Origin of the sequence: Brucella sp. BE17, from assembly GCF_039545455.1 — a bacterium.
GTDB lineage: Bacteria > Pseudomonadota > Alphaproteobacteria > Rhizobiales > Rhizobiaceae > Brucella.
The window spans coordinates 299,224-312,421 of sequence record NZ_CP154468.1 but is presented as its reverse complement, the minus strand read 5'-3'; the positions used below and the strand labels follow the sequence as shown (position 1 = coordinate 312,421).

The window sequence follows — 13,198 nt, the reverse complement described above, 5'->3', positions numbered from 1 at the left end:
ACATTGTTTAATTGTGCTGTTCCGAAGGGTCACATGCCCGTCGGGATCAGCATAAAGGCCGGAATATCATTGCCGAAACCAACCGGAACCGGGCCGTCATCGTCACGCTCGCGGCGGCGCCTGTTATGCTCTGGCTGCGGTCTGCCGCGACGATCGTCATTTGCGTTGCGAATAAAATCGCGGCGGTCGTGATTTGCGACGATCGGCTGCGGCTGTTCTGCGGGATCCAACACTTCGGCCACAGGTGCTTTTGCCTTTTCCGCAGATGCTTCCTTGGCCTTGACGTCCTTGCCCCTGCCGCGTGCCGACCGACCCTTGCGCGGCTGCTCGTCAGCCTCATCGGAAGGCGCGAGTGTCGTCAGGTCACCATCACGCCATTCGATCTTCTCGCCGATCATGTTTTCGATCGCAGCGAGATATTTGGTATCCGAAGGGGTGACAATGGTAAACGCCTTGCCAGAACGTCCGGCCCGACCGGTACGACCGATACGGTGGACGTAATCTTCCGCATGGATGGGAACATCAAAATTGAAAACGTGGCTGACATCGGGAATATCAAGACCACGTGCCGCCACATCGGATGCGACGAGAAGGCGAAGCTTGCCTTCCTTGAAATTCGCCAGCATCGTCATGCGTGCGCGCTGATCCATGTCGCCATGCAGCGCGCCGGCATCGAATTCATGCTTTACCAGCGAACGGAAAAGCTCTGACACGTCCTTCTTGCGATTGCAGAAGATAATGGCATTCTTGAGCGTGTCGCCTTCTTCGCGAATAATGTCGCGCAAAACAGCGCGCTTGTCCCAGTCCTTTTTGCCCGATTTGATGAGGCGCTGCGTCACCGTCTTTGCGGTGGAAGAGGCTTTGGCGACTTCGACACGAACGGGAGAATGCAGGAACTGCTCTGTCAGCTTGGTGATTTCGGGTGGCATAGTCGCTGAGAAAAACAGCGTCTGACGCGTGAATGGGATCAGCTTACAGATACGCTCGATATCGGGAATGAAACCCATGTCGAGCATGCGGTCGGCCTCGTCAATCACCAGAATCTCGACGCCGGTCAGGAGCAGCTTGCCGCGCTCGAAATGATCAAGCATACGACCAGGCGTTGCGATCAGCACGTCGGCACCGCGCTCCAGCTTGCGCTCCTGTTCCTCGAACGAAACGCCGCCGATCAACAATGCAACATTCAGGCGATGATTGATGCCGTACTTGACGAAATTTTCCTCAACCTGCGCGGCCAGTTCCCGCGTTGGCTCAAGAATGAGCGTGCGCGGCATACGGGCGCGCGCCCTGCCCTTTTCGAGCATGGTGAGCATGGGCAGAACGAAAGACGCGGTTTTACCCGTTCCGGTCTGGGCGATGCCAAGCACGTCCTTGCGCTCAAGCGCAGGTGGAATGGCACCAGCCTGGATAGGTGTAGGTGCGGTGTAGCCAGCCGCTTCAACAGCAGCAGTCACTTTCGGGGAAAGTCCGAGTTCGGCAAATGTCGTCAATGGAGGCGCAGCTCTCTGGTTCGGAAACGTGATCCGCCCTTCCTGATTGAGCCGCGTCATATCGGGCGCAGGAACCAAGGCAGAAAAGGCATCTGCAACGCATAAAGCGTTTTATGCAGCATCGCCTACGTCCCCAGCGTGCAAAAGTCAACCAAAATACTACCGCATAGCGCCAATTTGCTTTAATAGCTCCGCCAAACAGCCAATCATCTGCAATCAAATCGAATGAATTCATTCCAGTATGGCCACAAATACATTTGCAAGATGAAACCTTGCGAATGTAACAAATTGATCCTTTCTCCTAAGGCTCAATGACGAAATTGTTCGGTCAGTATCCGCTCGTCCCAGGAATGGTTTTTATCGAAAAGAATGGCAACTTCGCTATCTGGCGCTTCACGAACCGTAACTGATTTCACAGATTTGACTTCATGATTGTCGGCAACCGCATTGACCGGACGCTTTTCGGTTTCTAGCAAATCCATGCGCACGGTGACCTGCTTGGGCAAAAGCGCGCCACCCCAACGGCGAGGGCGATAGGGACTGACGGGTGTGAGGGCTAGCAAGGGTGCCTTGAGCGGAAGAATCGGTCCTTGTGCAGAAAGATTATAGGCGGTCGAGCCCGCAGGCGTTGCCACCATCACGCCGTCACAGATCAGCTCTTCCAGCCGGACCTGACCGTCAATGGTAATACGCACCTTCGCGGCCTGATAGGATTGCCGGAACAATGAGACTTCGTTGATCGCCAGCGCTTCGAACAGCGGCGCGTCTGGATTGTTCGTCTCAGCCACCATCTTGAGTGGGCGAATGGTTTCCTTGCGCGCGGCATCGATACGCTCCGGCAAGCTGTCGATGCTGAATTCGTTCATGAGAAAACCGACAGAACCACGATTCATGCCGTAGATCGGCGTACCACTGTTCATAAAGTCACGCAGTGCCTGAAGCATGGTGCCATCGCCACCAAGCGCCACGATGATATCGGCGTCTTCGGCTGCGACATGCCCATAGCGTTCAACCAGCTCTTTCTGCGCAGCAAGCGATTCTTCCGTCCCTGATGAAACAAAATGCAACGCAAGCGATTTGTCTTTCATGCCAACGGCCTCGTTCTTGACGCTTCTGCGACTCATCCACCTATATTTGCTGAACACCCTCTCGCAGGAGGGGCCACTTAAAGCGGAATAGGAACAAGCGCTGCAATTAATTGTTTTTACGCCTCTCTAAACGCAAAAACGTTTCGCCATAACGGCTTGAAATGCTCTATCATATGAAAAAGCAGCATGCCATGGCCTCGGCGGGCTGAATTTTCATTTTACATACGCATCATTTGTGCTAATTGGGCTTCAAATCTTTCGGCAGTCGAACGGCTTGCAAAAAGATTACACCTCTTCGGAGGCGTAAATTTGTGAATGCCCTTATAGCTCAGTTGGTAGAGCACCTGATTTGTAATCAGGGGGTCGCGCGTTCGAGTCGTGCTGGGGGCACCAAATTTATTACACTACGTGGCAGGGCATTAAATACCCTTTCCACCGCGATAGATATTGACGCCCAACTCGCGGATCTTCTTACGGAGCGTATTGCGGTTCAGCCCCAACAGATCGGCAGCCTTGATCTGGTTGCCGCGCGTAGCCGTCAAACACGCCAGAATAAGCGGATATTCCAGTTCGGCCAAAACACGATGATAGAGACCTGGTGGCGGCAGATCATCACCGAAGGACGCGAAATAGCGCTGCATGTTCTGCTCGACCGCCTGCGCGATCGTCACGCTCTCGGGATTGCCGATGCTGGCAACAAGTGCCTCCGGCTTGTCCATATCGGATTTCAATTCGTTTTCGATGATTTCCGGCGAGATTTCTTCCTGCGGATAGAGGGCGGCAAGCCTGCGCACCAGATTTTCCAGTTCGCGCACATTGCCCGGCCAGGGATAGCGGCGCATCAGTTCCAGGCCTGAATTGGTGATGCGTTTTTCCGGCAACCCCTCTTCCACGGCCCGCTTGAAGAAATGGCGTACAAGATCAGCAACATCTTCGCTGCGCTCGCGCAAGGGCGGCAGGCGCAGGGGGACGACATTGAGTCGGTAATAAAGGTCTTCGCGAAATAGACCCTGCGCAATCAGTTGCCGCAAATCCTTGTTGGTTGCCGCAACAATGCGCACATCTGTACGGATCGGCGTACGTCCGCCGACCGTCATATATTCGCCCTGCTGCAATACGCGCAAAAGCCGTGTTTGCGCTTCCATCGGCATGTCGCCGATTTCATCAAGGAACAATGTACCTCCATTGGCCTGCTCGAAGCGACCGCTGGAGCGGTTCTGCGCGCCGGTGAAGGCCCCTTTCTCATGGCCAAAAAGTTCCGATTCGATCAGATCGCGCGGAATTGCCGCCATATTGATTGCCACGAACGGCCCCTTGCGGCGGCGACCATATTCATGCAGCGCGCGGGCGACCAGTTCCTTGCCGGTGCCTGATTCACCTGTGATCATCATCGTGAGGTCGGTCTGCATCATGCGCGCCAGCACACGGTAGATTTCCTGCATCGCCGGCGAACGTCCGACCAGCGGCATGTTTTCACCCGGCTCATCCAGAGACGTGGATGCCGGTTTGTGCTTGGGTTCTGACAGGGCGCGACCGACAATATTGATAAGTTCGGTCAGATCGAAAGGTTTTGGCAAATATTCATAGGCGCCCGCTTCCGAGGCGCGGATGGCTGTCATGAACGTATTTTGCGCACTCATGACGACAATCGGCAGATCGGGACGCATTTTCCGGATGCGCGGCAAGAGATCGAAGGCATTCTCGTCCGGCATGTTGACGTCGGTAATGACCAGATCACCGTCGCCTGCTGCAATCCAGCGCCAGAGGGCAGCCGCATTCGATGACACGCGCACATCGTAACCGGCCCGCGAGAGCGCCTGATTAAGCACGGTACGGATGGCTGCATCATCATCGGCCACCAGTACGGTTCCGGTGGGGCGTCCTGTTATCATGCGTCATCTCCGGTATTCACGGCGTCTTGCTCGCCTGCAGCTGTTTCAGGATTTTTCCAGGCCGGCATGAGAATGCGGAATATCGTCTTGGACGGATGACTGTCGCATTCAATAATACCACCATGATCGCCAATGATTTTCGCCACCAGCGCCAGCCCGAGCCCCGATCCATTGGTCTTGGTGGTAACGAACGGATCGAAAAGATGCGGCAGCATATCCTGTGGCACACCCGGCCCGTTGTCATGCACGCAGAATTCCAGCGGCAGCGCCACACGGTCGCGTGCGCCGGGAACCTGAAGCCGGATACCGGGTCGATAGGCCGTGGAAAGGGTGATTTCGCCGCCTTCACGCCCGCCCACGGCTTCCGTCGCATTTTTCACCAGATTGAGAAAAATCTGCACCAACTGATCACGATTGGCAAAAACCGGTGGCAATGACGGGTCATAATCCTCCGAAAAGCGAATATGCTTGGCAAAACCGTTACGGGCGATAGCCTTCACATGATCGAGAACGGCATGAATATTAACCGCCGAACGCTCGATGGGGCGTTCATCGGAAAAGACTTCCATCCGGTCGACCAGCGAGACAATGCGGTCCGTCTCGTCGGTGATGAGCCGTGCAAGAGCACGATCCTCGTCGCCGACCACCTGTTCCAGCAATTGCGCAGCGCCGCGAATGCCAGAGAGCGGGTTCTTGATCTCATGTGCCAGCATGGAGGCGAGCCCCGTGACAGACCGTGCAGCACCGCGATGGGTCATCTGGCGGTCAATCTTTTCCGCCATGGTCTTTTCCTTGAACAGAATAACCACCGCACCCGGCATTTCCGCAACCGGCGCAACATAGAGATCGACGATACGCTCGGCACCAAGGCGCGGCGAGGAAATATCGACCCGATATTCATTGATCGGAACTTGACTTGCGCGCACCTGATCGACCAACGCCAGAAGCGGACTACCAAAGGGCAGAAAACTATCGAGCCGGTTGCGTGACAGAATGGACGAGCCTGAACGGAAAAACTGCTCACCATCCAGATTGGCATAAACGATATGATCGTCGGCACCTACCATGATAACCGGCTGGTTGATGGCATCCAGAATAATGGACGGGATATTGCCCCTGTCTTTATTGCCGTGCATCAGGCAACCTTTCTCAGCAGAGAACCGCTGGTCGACCCGCTGGCAAATATACCGCGCAAGGCCTCAATGACTTTGGCGGGGTCAGTCATCGTCATCACCGCAGCCTTATCATTGGAAATTGAAGCCTCGCCAGCATGACGGTCGAGATACCAACCCAGATGCTTACGGGCATGACGTATCCCCGTCTTGTCACCGTAATGCACAAGCATGTCCTCGTAATGCGCTACGATATAATCGAACATATCCTGCGGCGCTGGCATGTAATCGCCGGCAATCGCACCCGGCAACCATGGTTGTCCGTAGGAAGCACGCCCCACCATCAGCGCATCGGCACCGGAACGGCGAAGAATTTCCTCGGCATCAGTACGCGACGCCACATCGCCATTGGCGACAAGCGGAATTTTGACCGCATCGCGCACGGCCAGAATGGCATCCCAGTCGGCTTTGCCTTCATAAAACTGGCAGCGTGTGCGCCCGTGCACTGTCACCATCGCGACACCGGCATCTTCGGCACGCTTTGCAAGTTCCGGGGCATTGATGCTGTTCTCATCCCAGCCAAGCCGCATTTTCAGCGTTACCGGTACATTGACGGCATTCACCGTGGCCTCGACCAGCGTCATGGCATGATTGAGATCGCGCATGAGAGCTGAACCGGAATAGCCACCAGTCACCTTCTTGGCCGGGCAGCCCATGTTGATGTCTATGATATCCGCGCCTTCACCTTCAGCGATAATGGCAGCCTCGCCCATCCAGTGCGCCTCCCGGCCTGCAAGCTGGACGACATGCGTGCCCAAACCCTCGCCGGACAAACGCAGCAGACTTTCCTTGTGGCGGCTGCAGAGTTCAGCGCTTGCGACCATTTCGGAGACGACCATGCCTGCACCCGCCGCAGCAGCACGTTTGCGAAAAGGCAGATCGGAAACGCCTGACATTGGCGCAAGAAATACACGGTTTGCAAGCGCAACACCGCGTATAGTGAGAGGCTGGTCGAGGAAAGTCACCAAATATGCCTATTTCATGTGCAGAAGTACTAACGCTCATACTTTAATCACCATCCAGTCTCAAACGCAAGGAAAAGCACAAAGACGAGGCGATAAAACAATTGGCATCTGGCCTTTCTCGGCACAAAATACTATTCCGCATCCATCGTGCGTTTTTAATGAAGGCGAAGACCATTTCCAGAATAGCAGCGGTCATTGTAGCAGCCGGACGAGGCGAACGGGCTGGCCAGAGCGTCGAAGGCCCCAAGCAGTTCAGGCGGATTGGCGGAGAAGCCGTGCTGGCAAAAACCCTGCGCGCCTTTATGGATTGCCCAAGGATCGGCAAAATCGTCGTCGTCATTCATCCCGACGATCATGAGCTCTATAAAGCGGTCAGGCCCGAAAACCATCCCGCCATCCTCGTCGTGAATGGCGGTACTACCCGGCAGGATTCAACCCGCCTCGGCCTTCTTGCGCTGAAAGCATATGAACCGGCTTACGTCATGATCCATGACGGCGTGCGGCCTTTCATCGGGCAAAAACTGCTTGAACGCATCGCAAATTGCCTCACGCCGCAAGAAGGCATCCTTCCGGCCCTTGCCGTTTCCGATACGCTTAAAAAGGCGTCAAAGGATGGAACAATTTCCGCCACGGTCTCCCGCGACGGCCTTTATGCGGCGCAGACGCCACAGGCCTTTCCCTTTAAGATCATTCTCGATGCGCATGAAAAGGCATATACCGCCAAGCGCATGGATTTTACCGACGATGCGGCGATTGCCGAATGGCAGGGCCTTAAAGTACGCATCATCGAAGGATCGGCAGACAACACAAAGCTTACCTGGGCAAAGGATATAGAAATGGCAGACAAGCGCCTGCGGCAAGACCACGCTGCATTTCCAGACATTCGAACAGGCAATGGCTATGATGTGCATTCGTTCGAACCCGGCGATCATGTGACGTTGTGCGGCGTAAAAATCCCGCATGAAGCCAAACTCAACGGTCACTCCGATGCCGATGTCGCCCTTCATGCACTGACAGATGCACTGCTTGCAACGCGCGGCGCGGGCGATATCGGCACACATTTTCCACCATCCGACCCGCAATGGAAAGGAGCCGCCTCGCATATATTTGTCGAATATGCGGCAAAAATCGTGCGTGAGGCAGAGGGGCGCATCGCCAATGTCGATATAACCCTTATCAGCGAAGCGCCAAAAATCGGCCCGCATCGCGAAGCCATGACAAGATCGCTTTGCGATATGCTCGCCATTGCTCCCGACCGGGTTTCAGTCAAGGCGACGACCAATGAGAAGCTGGGCTTTGTCGGGCGACGCGAAGGCATTGCGGCCATTGCCACCGCAACCGTGATCTATCCGGGCGAGGTGCCGTAATGATTGCAGAAGAAAAAGCCCTCGCCGTGCTCGACGCCTGCCGCAAGCAAGGCTTGATGATCGCAACGGCAGAATCGTGCACCGGCGGCCTGATTGCCAGTGCACTCACCGACATTGCAGGCTCATCCGACGTAGTGGACCGCGGTTTTGTCACTTATTCCAACGAAGCCAAGAACGAGATGATCGGTGTTCCGATGGAATTGATCCAGCGCGCCGGCGCCGTCTCAAAAGACGTGGCCATCGCAATGGCTGAAGGTGCGCTGGCGCATTCACGCGCTGGCGTCACGATAGCTGTTACCGGCATTGCCGGGCCGGGAGGTGGTTCGGATGAAAAGCCGGTCGGGATTGTGCATATCGCATCAGCACGCAAAGGATACCAAACCCTGCACCGCGAATGCCGCTTTGGCGCAAAGAGCCGGGCTGAAATCCGGCAGGCAACGGTTGTCGCGGCACTCGATCTGTTACTGGAAAACCTTCGGCAGGATTAGAAGATTAGCGCAACGCTTCGACAATCGCCGTATCAAGATCTCGTACCTTATAGCCAAGCCGCCAAGGTGTTAATCCGAGCCGCACCACCGCAAGCCGCATGGATGGCACCACCATAATACTCTGTCCATCATGGCCTGACATCCAGAATGTATCTTCGGGAAGCGCACCCTTGCCGCCGGCCACTTGCAACCAGACCTGCCCTGAACCATACCGCCCCCCCGATGACGCGGCGGGCTTTCGCATCAAATCGACAAAACCTGTCGGCAAGATTTGCTTGCCATGCAAGCTGCCGCCGTCCGCAAGAAAACTGCCAAGACGCGCCCAATCCCGCGCCGTCGCATACATATAGGACGAGCCAACAAGTCCACCCGACGCATCGGTCTCCATGATGGCGCTGTTCATGCCAAGCGGCCCGAACAGTTCATCCGAAGGATAGGAGAGCGCCTGCTCAGGGCTGTCGAAACTCATCATGAACAGTTTCGACAAGATATTTGCCGTGCCACTCGAATAGCTGAACGTGGTGCCGGGCGCAGCCTCGAGAGGAAGCGACGCAGCGTACCCGGCCATGTCCTGCTCAAGAAACAACATGCGCGTGACATCACTGACCAAACCGTAATTCTCCTCGAATTTCAGTCCACTTTCCATGGCCATGAGATTGGCAAGCGAGATTTTCGAACGCCCATCACCCTCCCATTCTGGAAAAAGGTTGCTATCCGCCATATCCATCCGATTTTCAGCAATACGCATTCCGATCAGTATGGCCCTGACCGATTTGGTCGCTGACCAGCCGAGCAGCGGCGTATCGGCGGAAAACCCGTCTGCGTAGGTTTCGGCGACCAACCTGCCATTATGCATAACCGCAATCGCTCGCATACCTGGCCCCGCCAATTGGGGGGTCGTGATCAATCGTTGCAGCTCCGGATAAGATTCGACATCTAAAGACTGCGGCGCATGGCTGTTCGTTCTGCCCCAAGCGGGCCGCGCGTCGACTGTATGGACATTCGCACAGCCGAAACCGGGGCGAAAAATGGCCTTGCTCGGCGCAAAGAAACCGAAAATGCGGGCGGTTACAACACCGGTGTTTTCCTCGACGGAAACATTCAGAAATTTAAGCAGCGGATTGCCGGGGGCCTGAACGTCTACGGCAAGAACGTCATCCGCATCGCGTCCGGCAATGAAGACATTGGAACAGACGATCTTTGCCGCATAGCCCGTACCGACACGCAGGAGTTCTGGCGGACACACGCCTAGCCAGAGAATGGCAATCGCGACGAAAAGGAGGAAAGATCCTGCGATGAATTTCACAATACGCTTCATGGTTCTCCTACCCGCCGTAATCCGGCTGAAGCGCTACGTGATCATGATGTATAAATCTGATCGGCGCGCTTTTCAAAAGCTTCCGAAAATTTCTTGAAAGCGAGATCGAACATAGCGCCCATCAAAAGCCCAAGCGTCCGGCTTTTGAATTCATAATCGATGAAGAATTCAACATCGGACTGGCTGCCTTCCTCAACAGGCTTAAAAGTCCAGCGATTATCGAGATAGCGGAAAGGACCATCGAGATATTTGACATCGATCACATTCTCGTCCGGCTTTAGCAGAACCTGACTGGTAAATGTTTCGCGAATGAGCTTGTAGCCGACCGTCATGTCGGCGATCAGCAATGTCTTGCCGTCACGCTCATTACGGGAGCGGACGGAAAGCGCTTCGCACATCGGCAGAAATTGCGGGTATTTCTCGACATCCGCAACAAGCGCGAACATCTGTTCAGGCCGATGGTGAACCCGTCTGACGGTCGTAAATTGCGGCATGTCTCAGAACGTCCGGCTGGCCATTTGCGCTTCACGCGCAGCCTTGAGCTTTGCAAAATCATCTCCGGCATGATGCGACGAGCGCGTCAGCGGGCTTGACGCCACAAGCAGGAAGCCCTTGGTCTTGCCGATGGTGGCAAAGGATTTGAATTCGTCGGGTGTTATAAAGCGCACCACCGGATGATGCTTGCGGGTCGGCTGAAGATATTGACCAATCGTCATGAAGTCCACATCGGCTGAGCGCAGATCGTCCATAAGCTGGAGGATTTCATTACGCTCTTCACCAAAGCCAACCATGATGCCCGACTTGGTGAAAATGGTCGGGTCCAGTTCCTTCACGCGCTGCAACAGGCGAATGGAGTGGAAATAGCGCGCACCGGGGCGCACTTTGAGATATTTCGACGGCACCGTTTCGAGATTGTGGTTGAATACATCGGGACGTGCCTTGACCACAATTTCCAATGCGCCTTCCTTGCGCAGGAAGTCAGGTGTGAGAATTTCAATGGTCGTAGCAGGTGCGGCTTCACGGATGGCACGGATGACTTCCGCAAAATGATGCGCACCGCCGTCGGCCAGATCGTCGCGGTCAACCGAGGTAATGACCACATGGGTCAAGCCCATTTGCTTTACCGCCTTGGCAACGTTTTCCGGCTCATTGGGATCAAGCGCTGTCGGAATACCGGTGGAAATATTGCAGAACGCACAGGCGCGCGTGCAAATCTCGCCCATGATCATGAAGGTTGCGTGCTTCTTTTCCCAGCACTCACCAATATTCGGGCAGCCCGCTTCCTCGCAGACGGTCACCAGCTTGTTGGAGCGCACGATATCGCGCGTTTCGGAATAGCCGCGCGAAACAGGGGCCTTGACGCGAATCCAGTCCGGCTTCTTCAGAACTTCATTATCCGGACGATGTGCCTTTTCTGGATGACGAACACGTTTCTGGTTCACCAGATCGAGAACTGTAACCATGCTGTTTCCTGCCTATCCGAAACATTCAAGCCAGCGAACATTTCTTAATTGGGTCAGGTCCTATTCTCAGGGCCCGATCATGTCAACTTGCGCGCTTTGCTACGCATTGCCGCTGTTTAACGCCGCGCTGCAAGTCCCAAAGCCCGAAATACCAAGGCCCATATCAGGCCGAATACAAGACCGGCAAAGCCGAGCGCCAGTGCCACTGTCCAGACGCCATACCAGCCCGCAACTGCCATTCCATTGATCGATATGGTGTTTCCACCGAGCAGACTCAAGCAGCCCGTCAGAAAGCCAAGCGCCAGCCCGACCACGGTGGACCATTTGACCATAGGCCATGCGGCACGCCGCCATGGCCCTCCATTGTCGATCAGTGGAATAAGACCACCTCCTGTTTAAGCATTCAATACTCGGCCATAGGCATCCAAAACACTCTCCTTCATCATTTCAGAAAGGGTCGGATGCGGGAAGACCGAATGCATCAGCTCTTCTTCGGTTGTTTCAAGGTTCATAGCAATGACAAAGCCCTGTATCAGCTCCGTCACTTCCGCACCCACCATATGAGCACCCAGAAGCTGGCCTGTCTTCTTGTCGAAGACGGTCTTGACCATGCCTTGATCCTCGCCAAGCGCAATAGCCTTGCCATTGGCCGCGAACGAATAGCGCCCGACCCGAATATCCAGACCTTGTTCCTTGGCCTTGGCTTCGGTGAGACCAACGGAGGCCACCTGCGGGTTACAATAGGTGCAGCCCGGAATCATGCTCTTATCTAAGGAGTGAACGTTTGGCAGACCAGCGATCTTTTCGACGCAGATCGTGCCTTCATGCTCGGCCTTGTGCGCCAGCATAGGTGGCCCTGCCACATCGCCGATGGCATAAATGCCCTCGACATTGGTCTTACCGTAACCGTCAATGACGACGCAGCCGCGATCAGTCTTCACACCCAGCGTTTCAAGGCCAAGATTTTCGATATTGCCCTGTACGCCAACCGCTGAAATCATACGATCAACCGTCAATTTCTCAACCTTGCCGTCCTTGGTTTCGATATGGGCGGTAACGTTATTCGCGCCCTTCTCGACCTTGGAAACTTTTGCCTCGGTAATGATTTTCAGACCGCGCTTTTCAAGCTGCTTGCGAGCGATTGCCGAGATTTCCGCATCTTCCACCGGCATGATCTGCGACAGCAATTCCACAACCGTCACATCGACGCCCATGTCGTTATAGAAAGACGCGAATTCGATACCGATGGCACCCGATCCCATGACCAGCATGGATTTCGGCAATTCCTGCGGCACCATGGCCTCGAAATAGGTCCAGATCAGCTTGCCGTCCGGCTCGATGCCGGGCAGCGAACGCGGACGCGCGCCAGTTGCAACGATAATATGCTTGGCCTTGTAGCTGCCTTCACCCAACACGCCTTTCGGCACCGGGTTTTGCGGCTGGTGCGGCTCTTTCGAGGATTTGCCGACCGAAATTTCCGCAGGATTTTGACCGGACGCACCTTTAACGAGTTTTGCCTCGCCCCAGATCACGTCGATCTTGTTCTTTTTCATCAAAAAGCCGACGCCGCCGTTCAGTCGCGCCGAAACACCGCGCGAACGTTGCACCACCGCCTTGACGTCCGGCGTGATCTTACCTTCGAGCTTAAGACCATAATCCTTGGCATGTTCGCCAAGATGCAGAACGTCAGCCGAGCGCAGCAACGCCTTGGTCGGGATACAGCCCCAGTTGAGGCAGATGCCGCCCAGATGCTCACGCTCGACGATAGCTATCTTGAGCCCAAGCTGCGCCGCACGAATGGCGGTGACGTAGCCACCGGGACCCGAACCAATGATAATAACGTCGTAGATGTTGTCGGCCATGTTATCCTGCCTTTAAATCATCTGAAAATGGAAGCCGCATCATACGCAAGAAATCGTGCGGAGCGCATTCCCGGATTACCGAAACTGTCGGCA

12 protein-coding genes and 1 tRNA gene are annotated in these 13,198 nt (G+C 55.2%); 3 read left to right on the top strand and 10 right to left on the bottom strand.

The genetic code is table 11. The features are described 5' to 3' along the window. Positions 1 to 29: 29 nt before the first annotated feature. Together AAIB41_RS12915 and AAIB41_RS12910 are read right to left on the bottom strand one after the other, a co-directional pair. Complete coding sequence (locus tag AAIB41_RS12915) at positions 30 to 1,490, bottom strand: DEAD/DEAH box helicase (protein WP_343316062.1); 1,461 nt, start codon at positions 1,488 to 1,490, stop codon at positions 30 to 32. 308 nt (positions 1,491 to 1,798) lie between these two features. Next, a complete protein-coding gene (locus tag AAIB41_RS12910) occupies positions 1,799 to 2,578 on the bottom strand; it encodes an NAD kinase (protein ID WP_343316061.1) in 780 nt (259 codons plus the stop codon). A 317-nt stretch (positions 2,579 to 2,895) separates the two neighbouring features. Here AAIB41_RS12910 and AAIB41_RS12905 point away from each other — a divergent pair. Beyond that, positions 2,896 to 2,971: transfer RNA gene (locus tag AAIB41_RS12905), tRNA-Thr, on the top strand. A gap of 26 nt (positions 2,972 to 2,997) precedes the next feature. On the opposite strand, the gene ntrC is transcribed toward AAIB41_RS12905, so the two are convergent. Genes ntrC through dusB form a run of 3 tightly spaced genes read right to left on the bottom strand, consistent with a single transcriptional unit; the run spans position 2,998 to position 6,607 of the window. Continuing rightward, positions 2,998 to 4,470: a nitrogen regulation protein NR(I) gene (gene ntrC, locus AAIB41_RS12900; RefSeq protein ID WP_343315694.1), complete on the bottom strand. Its 1,473-nt coding sequence runs from the start codon at positions 4,468 to 4,470 to the stop codon at positions 2,998 to 3,000. After that, on the bottom strand, positions 4,467 to 5,606 hold the full coding sequence (locus tag AAIB41_RS12895; protein ID WP_343315693.1) for a nitrogen regulation protein NR(II): 1,140 nt from the start codon (positions 5,604 to 5,606) through the stop codon (positions 4,467 to 4,469). The genes ntrC and AAIB41_RS12895 overlap by 4 nt, the downstream gene beginning before the upstream one ends. Next, complete coding sequence (gene dusB / locus AAIB41_RS12890; protein ID WP_343315692.1) at positions 5,606 to 6,607, bottom strand: tRNA dihydrouridine synthase DusB; 1,002 nt, start codon at positions 6,605 to 6,607, stop codon at positions 5,606 to 5,608. The genes AAIB41_RS12895 and dusB overlap by 1 nt, the downstream gene beginning before the upstream one ends. Before the next feature lie 158 nt (positions 6,608 to 6,765). Here dusB and AAIB41_RS12885 point away from each other — a divergent pair, with 158 nt between their 5' ends. Together AAIB41_RS12885 and AAIB41_RS12880 are read left to right on the top strand one after the other, a co-directional pair. Further along, positions 6,766 to 7,974: a bifunctional 2-C-methyl-D-erythritol 4-phosphate cytidylyltransferase/2-C-methyl-D-erythritol 2,4-cyclodiphosphate synthase gene (locus AAIB41_RS12885; protein ID WP_343315691.1), complete on the top strand. Its 1,209-nt coding sequence runs from the start codon at positions 6,766 to 6,768 to the stop codon at positions 7,972 to 7,974. Further along, a complete protein-coding gene (locus AAIB41_RS12880; RefSeq protein WP_343315690.1) occupies positions 7,974 to 8,462 on the top strand; it encodes a CinA family protein in 489 nt (162 codons plus the stop codon). Before AAIB41_RS12885 ends, AAIB41_RS12880 begins: the two co-directional genes overlap by 1 nt. Before the next feature lie 4 nt (positions 8,463 to 8,466). Here AAIB41_RS12880 and AAIB41_RS12875 read toward each other — a convergent pair whose 3' ends face one another. From AAIB41_RS12875 to lpdA, 5 genes are all read right to left on the bottom strand, one after another. Next, on the bottom strand, positions 8,467 to 9,780 hold the full coding sequence (locus tag AAIB41_RS12875; protein ID WP_343315689.1) for a serine hydrolase: 1,314 nt from the start codon (positions 9,778 to 9,780) through the stop codon (positions 8,467 to 8,469). A gap of 41 nt (positions 9,781 to 9,821) precedes the next feature. Beyond that, positions 9,822 to 10,274: a type II toxin-antitoxin system RatA family toxin gene (locus AAIB41_RS12870; RefSeq protein ID WP_343315688.1), complete on the bottom strand. Its 453-nt coding sequence runs from the start codon at positions 10,272 to 10,274 to the stop codon at positions 9,822 to 9,824. 3 nt (positions 10,275 to 10,277) lie between these two features. Then, positions 10,278 to 11,243, bottom strand: a complete 966-nt coding sequence (lipA, locus tag AAIB41_RS12865; RefSeq protein ID WP_343315687.1) for a lipoyl synthase — start codon at positions 11,241 to 11,243, stop codon at positions 10,278 to 10,280. Positions 11,244 to 11,359: 116 nt separating this feature from the next. After that, positions 11,360 to 11,557: a hypothetical protein gene (locus AAIB41_RS12860; RefSeq protein WP_343316060.1), complete on the bottom strand. Its 198-nt coding sequence runs from the start codon at positions 11,555 to 11,557 to the stop codon at positions 11,360 to 11,362. Positions 11,558 to 11,638: 81 nt separating this feature from the next. After that, positions 11,639 to 13,105: a dihydrolipoyl dehydrogenase gene (gene lpdA, locus AAIB41_RS12855; RefSeq protein ID WP_343315686.1), complete on the bottom strand. Its 1,467-nt coding sequence runs from the start codon at positions 13,103 to 13,105 to the stop codon at positions 11,639 to 11,641. Positions 13,106 to 13,198 lie beyond the last annotated feature (93 nt).

What these genes read in the sequence shown, in the direction of transcription:
- AAIB41_RS12910 (WP_343316061.1), bottom strand. Translation starts at nt 2,578, where the DNA reads ATGAAAGACAAATCGCTTGCGTTGCATTTTGTTTCATCAGGGACGGAA.
- ntrC (WP_343315694.1), bottom strand. Translation starts at nt 4,470, where the DNA reads ATGATAACAGGACGCCCCACCGGAACCGTACTGGTGGCCGATGATGAT.
- AAIB41_RS12895 (WP_343315693.1), bottom strand. Translation starts at nt 5,606, where the DNA reads ATGCACGGCAATAAAGACAGGGGCAATATCCCGTCCATTATTCTGGAT.
- AAIB41_RS12885 (WP_343315691.1), top strand. Translation starts at nt 6,766, where the DNA reads ATGAAGGCGAAGACCATTTCCAGAATAGCAGCGGTCATTGTAGCAGCC.
- AAIB41_RS12880 (WP_343315690.1), top strand. Translation starts at nt 7,974, where the DNA reads ATGATTGCAGAAGAAAAAGCCCTCGCCGTGCTCGACGCCTGCCGCAAG.
- AAIB41_RS12875 (WP_343315689.1), bottom strand. Translation starts at nt 9,780, where the DNA reads ATGAAGCGTATTGTGAAATTCATCGCAGGATCTTTCCTCCTTTTCGTC.
- AAIB41_RS12870 (WP_343315688.1), bottom strand. Translation starts at nt 10,274, where the DNA reads ATGCCGCAATTTACGACCGTCAGACGGGTTCACCATCGGCCTGAACAG.
- lipA (WP_343315687.1), bottom strand. Translation starts at nt 11,243, where the DNA reads ATGGTTACAGTTCTCGATCTGGTGAACCAGAAACGTGTTCGTCATCCA.
- lpdA (WP_343315686.1), bottom strand. Translation starts at nt 13,105, where the DNA reads ATGGCCGACAACATCTACGACGTTATTATCATTGGTTCGGGTCCCGGT.